The organism is Microcoleus sp. CAWBG27 (genome assembly GCF_020883145.1).
Lineage (GTDB): Bacteria > Cyanobacteriota > Cyanobacteriia > Cyanobacteriales > Microcoleaceae > Microcoleus.
The window spans coordinates 9,059-13,474 of sequence record NZ_JAHREU010000110.1 but is presented as its reverse complement, the minus strand read 5'-3'; the positions used below and the strand labels follow the sequence as shown (position 1 = coordinate 13,474).

The 4,416-nt window shown below is 43.9% G+C and carries 3 protein-coding genes and 1 pseudogene; 1 reads left to right on the top strand and 3 read right to left on the bottom strand.

Going from position 1 to position 4,416, the window contains the following annotated elements:
• Window positions 1-331, bottom strand: a pseudogene (locus tag QZ938_RS31520) (RNA-guided endonuclease TnpB family protein); the annotation flags it as partial.
• Window positions 332-1,009: 678 nt separating this feature from the next.
• Here QZ938_RS31520 and QZ938_RS31515 point away from each other — a divergent pair.
• A complete protein-coding gene (locus QZ938_RS31515; RefSeq protein ID WP_293356088.1) occupies window positions 1,010-2,212 on the top strand; it encodes a HEAT repeat domain-containing protein in 1,203 nt (400 codons plus the stop codon).
• A 743-nt stretch (window positions 2,213-2,955) separates the two neighbouring features.
• Here the strand turns inward: QZ938_RS31515 and QZ938_RS31510 are convergent.
• Both QZ938_RS31510 and QZ938_RS31505 read right to left on the bottom strand, forming a co-directional pair.
• A complete protein-coding gene (locus QZ938_RS31510) occupies window positions 2,956-3,486 on the bottom strand; it encodes a peptidoglycan-binding protein (protein WP_293145708.1) in 531 nt (176 codons plus the stop codon).
• A gap of 212 nt (window positions 3,487-3,698) precedes the next feature.
• Window positions 3,699-4,229: a peptidoglycan-binding protein gene (locus QZ938_RS31505; RefSeq protein ID WP_293356085.1), complete on the bottom strand. Its 531-nt coding sequence runs from the start codon at window positions 4,227-4,229 to the stop codon at window positions 3,699-3,701.
• Between the last annotated feature and the right edge of the window lie 187 nt (window positions 4,230-4,416).

Genomic DNA, 4,416 nt, shown 5'->3' with positions numbered 1-4,416 from the left:
TATCTTTGTACTTCGGTAGTTTGGGACGACCAGTAAATTTAGAGGTATCTTTTTTGTAAGCTTTGAGAGCTTCAAAAAAAGATTTCCAGTTTTTATCTAACAACATCAAGATTTGCTGGCTTACTTTGGCGGGCATTGCTTTGTAAGCTTCGTGAGATTTCATGAGGCGATTCATTTCGTTGTAATTGATGTAGCCCCATCCATACACAAAGCTTTGACGGATCGCATAATTGGCAGCATTATAAAGATTCTTCGATTTGAAGGCTAGTTCGTCAATCTGAGCAAAACGGTGTTCGGTAGATTTGATGATGTGACGTTCTGTTAGCTGCATTCTGAACCTCTGTCTTTGGGCTCGGCGATTGTGGCGAGTAGTCAACTATAATCAAACCACTTTCTGTCTGTCATGCCGGATGTGGCAACACCAGAGGGCTTGAACGCCTCGCTATGCGATTGTGTAACTTATTATTGTTTTAGCGTAGTTTGATAGTTTTATTTTTAACATCCTGATTACAGAATATCACAATCGCTTATCCCTGCTTACAAACTGAATGAAGTTTTACAATACTGAAAACATTCCGTGTAGCAGCCCGAAATACACTCAAAAACCAGATTTCTCGTTGCCACTACAAATCCCCCTTGTTCGAGTAACCGTTAAGATAAAGACAAAAGCGACGCAGCAGCGACGAAACAGTTAAACTCACAGGTGATGGCACGCGCCTCCGCAGCCACCAGCAACAATCGTCGGCGTTGCAGCATCTGCACAGCACGTAGCTGATGCTTCCCTGGCAAAATCAACTTTCCAAGATGCCCCTGCTCTATCTGCCGCCGCCGTTATTGAGGCAATTGCGCGATTGAGATCCGGCTCGCTGCCACCTCAAAACATGATTTTTCGCGATCGGGCGTGATATTTGTGGGTTAGTTGGGCGCATAGCAGCTAGGATCGAGCTAACTCATGGTTACACTAAAGCTCGTCATGCGGCGTTGCCTCTCAAAAACCCAATTGAGTCTTATGGCGCACTACCGCTCCACTTTATGTTTGCTTACCTGCATTGCCTCTCTGGGCGCTGCCTTCATTCCCAGTGCGGAGGGAAGGCAACAGATTGTCAATGCTTCCTACCAGGTTGTTTCCCAACAAATTGCTCAGGCGGGTTCTCCCCCGGACTCTCCTCCGGACTCCAATCCTTCACAATCCTCTCCAGCGCCCGATAAAAACAAATCTAAGCCGTCTAAAAAACAAAAATCTAATTCCAAAATCCCGAAACCAATCTCCAATATAATTGTCATTTTGTCACACCAGCGGGGGTTGTTAATGTTGGGTTTGGCAGCAGTTGTCGTCACGGCAGCGGCAGTAGCGATCATGCTGAAATTAGTGAGCAGTGGCGAGTCAAATAATTCTAAGCGAAGACGGGTTCGAGCCGATCGACAAAACCAAAGAAACTCTCGATTCACCAATCCCGATGCTCAGAGAAACAGGCACGAAATGGGACAGCAACAGGTTTCTTCTGGGGGACTCAAACCGCTACCAGCATTGCCCTACCCTGTCAATTTCCCCAAGGGCTACAAGATCGAGAGCACCGATCTGCCTTTACCGTTTATCCTAGAATCTGGGCAATCAGAATCCGAGGATGCAGGGGTAGAGGGCGATCGAATTAATGCCGACACCGCCACAGACGAAAATCGCAACAACGGCTACAGCGACTCAGGTTTCAATATTCGAGAAACAACTAATCGAGCCGATGCACTAGCGAATCGGAAGAAAGATATTTCCCGAACCGAAACGGAAGTCAGACAAAAAGTTGATATTATTGAAACACTCATTGAAGATTTGCAGCACCTCAATCCGGCAAATAGGCGCAAAGCAATTTGGGAACTCGGGCAGCAGGGAGATTCCAGAGCCGTTGAGCCGTTGCTGGATTTATTAGGAAATTCTGACTCTAAGCAGTACAGTTTAATTCTGGCAAGTCTCTCGGAAATTGGCATTCGCACGCTCAAACCCATGAATAATGCCTGGTCAATTTCATTGCAAAATGAAAACCCGGAAGTGCGGAAAAATGCGATTCGGGACTTGACACGGATTTACGAATTGGTGAATCAAATCAGTCATTTGTTGCACCGCGCGACGGACGATCCAGATGCAGAAGTTCAGGAAACAGCTCGCTGGGCAATTAATCAGTTGAATCGCATTCGTCCGCGTTCTGGGAGGGATGATTAATGTTCAGTTGACAGTTGACAGTTGACAGTTGACAACGACCTCTACCTAGAAGTCCGAGGATTGGATTCATGAATCGTCTGATTTTAATTTGTCCCGGGAGCATCTCAGTTTTGCATTTATTATAGTGCGAGCGTCCTCGCTCGCGTATTGTATAATACGCGAGCGAGGACAGCACTCAAAGGAAAAATACTTTTTACAAAAATGAGATGCTCCCTTTCTCCCGGGCTTGGGGCTTTCAACCAATTCTTTTTGGTAATTGCTCAACCCCCTTGACAAGAAGACGAGAAAGACATTTGGGATTTATGAATTTGCTCGGTAATGCGATCGATGCTTTAGAAGAATCTAATTTTTGTAAAACATATAGCAATCCTCTCATCAGTCTTAAGTAAACTGTATTGATATATAAAGAGCGCTGAAGCGCAACAACGTACCAGATTAGGTACGTTGTTGCGCTTCAGCGCTCTTTCTTATATATAAAGCAATACAGTTCACTCATATACTGCTAGTCGTGAAACTCCTCTGAAAAATAGATACTGCGTTGGCGAAGCCTGCTCAAAGGGCTTATGCTTCGTTCTGTTCCTCTCGAAGGACTATCTTAAGTAAACCGTATTGCTTTGTAATGAGGAGTTTAGTCTTGTGATTTTTATAATGACTTTCCGTCCGAAAACCTCTATAGGTAAAGTGAATATTGCACTTTACATATAGAGGTTTTGCGTAAATTCTATCAATAATTAAACCGATGATTAGTGGGGTAACTTGCTGAGTCCGTACCAGGTTTTAGCACCGACAATTCCATCTTGCGGTATATTCTTGCTGATTTGGAACTGGCGCACTGCGACATCTGTCATCGTGCCAAAATATCCATCAATCCCACCGAAATAGTATCCATTGATTTTCAAGACATTTTGAACAATTTTCACAGCATTACCAGAACTGCCATTCATCAAGATGGGCATATTCACAGGTGCACCAGAGTATAGTGCTTGCCAAGTTATAGAACCGACCATCCCATCTTCAGTTAAAAAGACGCGGTGTTGATAGCCTTTGACTGCTTTTTGAACTAGGACGCCGAAGATACCGTCCATCGCGCCAGAATAATATCCCCAATGATAGAGAAGCTGTTGTAGTTCCTTGACAGCTTGACCTGTGGAACCTATTTGTAAAGTAGGTTTGTTCAGTCCGGCGGTTGCAGCAACTGCAACATTTGATTGAGGAGTAGCATCGGCGACGATAGCTACAGTTTCATTATTCGTGGTTCTTTCTTCGGTGTACATAATGTGATTCCTTTGAAGATTTAAGTTGTGGTCTTTGATATTTCAGGTATAACTGGTGAGATTTGTGGCTGCACAGTCACTTTTTTGAGTGTCACTCATTTGAGTTAGCTAAGTGTATTTGTAGTGAGGAATATAAGTGCTCAGATTTTTATGAGGACTGAAGTCCTCACTACAAACCAACTGGTAAGGTGTTTGTGGGAACCCAATGCAACTTAGTGAGGTAACTTGCTGAGAGCGTGCCAAGTTTTATAGCCGACAATTCCATCTTGTGCTAAACCCTTGCTGAGTTGGAAATGGCGCACTGCTACATCAGTCATTGGACCAAAAAATCCGTCAATAAAGCCGAAATAGTATCCATTCAATTTCAGGACATTTTGAACAATTTTCACAGCATTACCAGAACTGCCATTCATCAGGGTCGGCATATTCACAGGTGCACCAGAGTATAGTGCTTGCCAAGTTATAGAACCGACAATCCCATCTTCGATTAAGAAGACGCGGTGTTGATAGCCTTTGACTGCTTTTTGAACTTGGACGCCGAAGATACCGTCAATCGGGCCGAAATAATATCCCCAATGAGCTAGGAGAGTTTCTAGTTCTTTGACAGCTTGACCTGTGGAACCGATTTGTAAAGTGGGTTTGTTGAGTCCTGTTGTTAGACCAACTGCAAAATTTGATTGAGCTGTAGTATCGGCGGCGATCGCCATTGTTTCATTGTTCGTGCTTTTTTCTTCGGTGTACATAATGTGCTCCTTTCAATATTTAAGTTGTGTTATTTGATATTTCAGGTATAACTGGTGCGATTGATGGCTTCACAGTCACTTTTTCGAGTGTCACTCATTTGAGTGTCGCTCAAACGAGTGACAAACCAAATCAAGAAGTTTGATCGTTCGGACTTCAGTCCTTATCAAAATCAGAGGACTGAAGTCC

What these genes read in the sequence shown, in the direction of transcription:
- QZ938_RS31515 (WP_293356088.1), top strand. Translation starts at nt 1,010, where the DNA reads ATGGCGCACTACCGCTCCACTTTATGTTTGCTTACCTGCATTGCCTCT.
- QZ938_RS31510 (WP_293145708.1), bottom strand. Translation starts at nt 3,486, where the DNA reads ATGTACACCGAAGAAAGAACCACGAATAATGAAACTGTAGCTATCGTC.
- QZ938_RS31505 (WP_293356085.1), bottom strand. Translation starts at nt 4,229, where the DNA reads ATGTACACCGAAGAAAAAAGCACGAACAATGAAACAATGGCGATCGCC.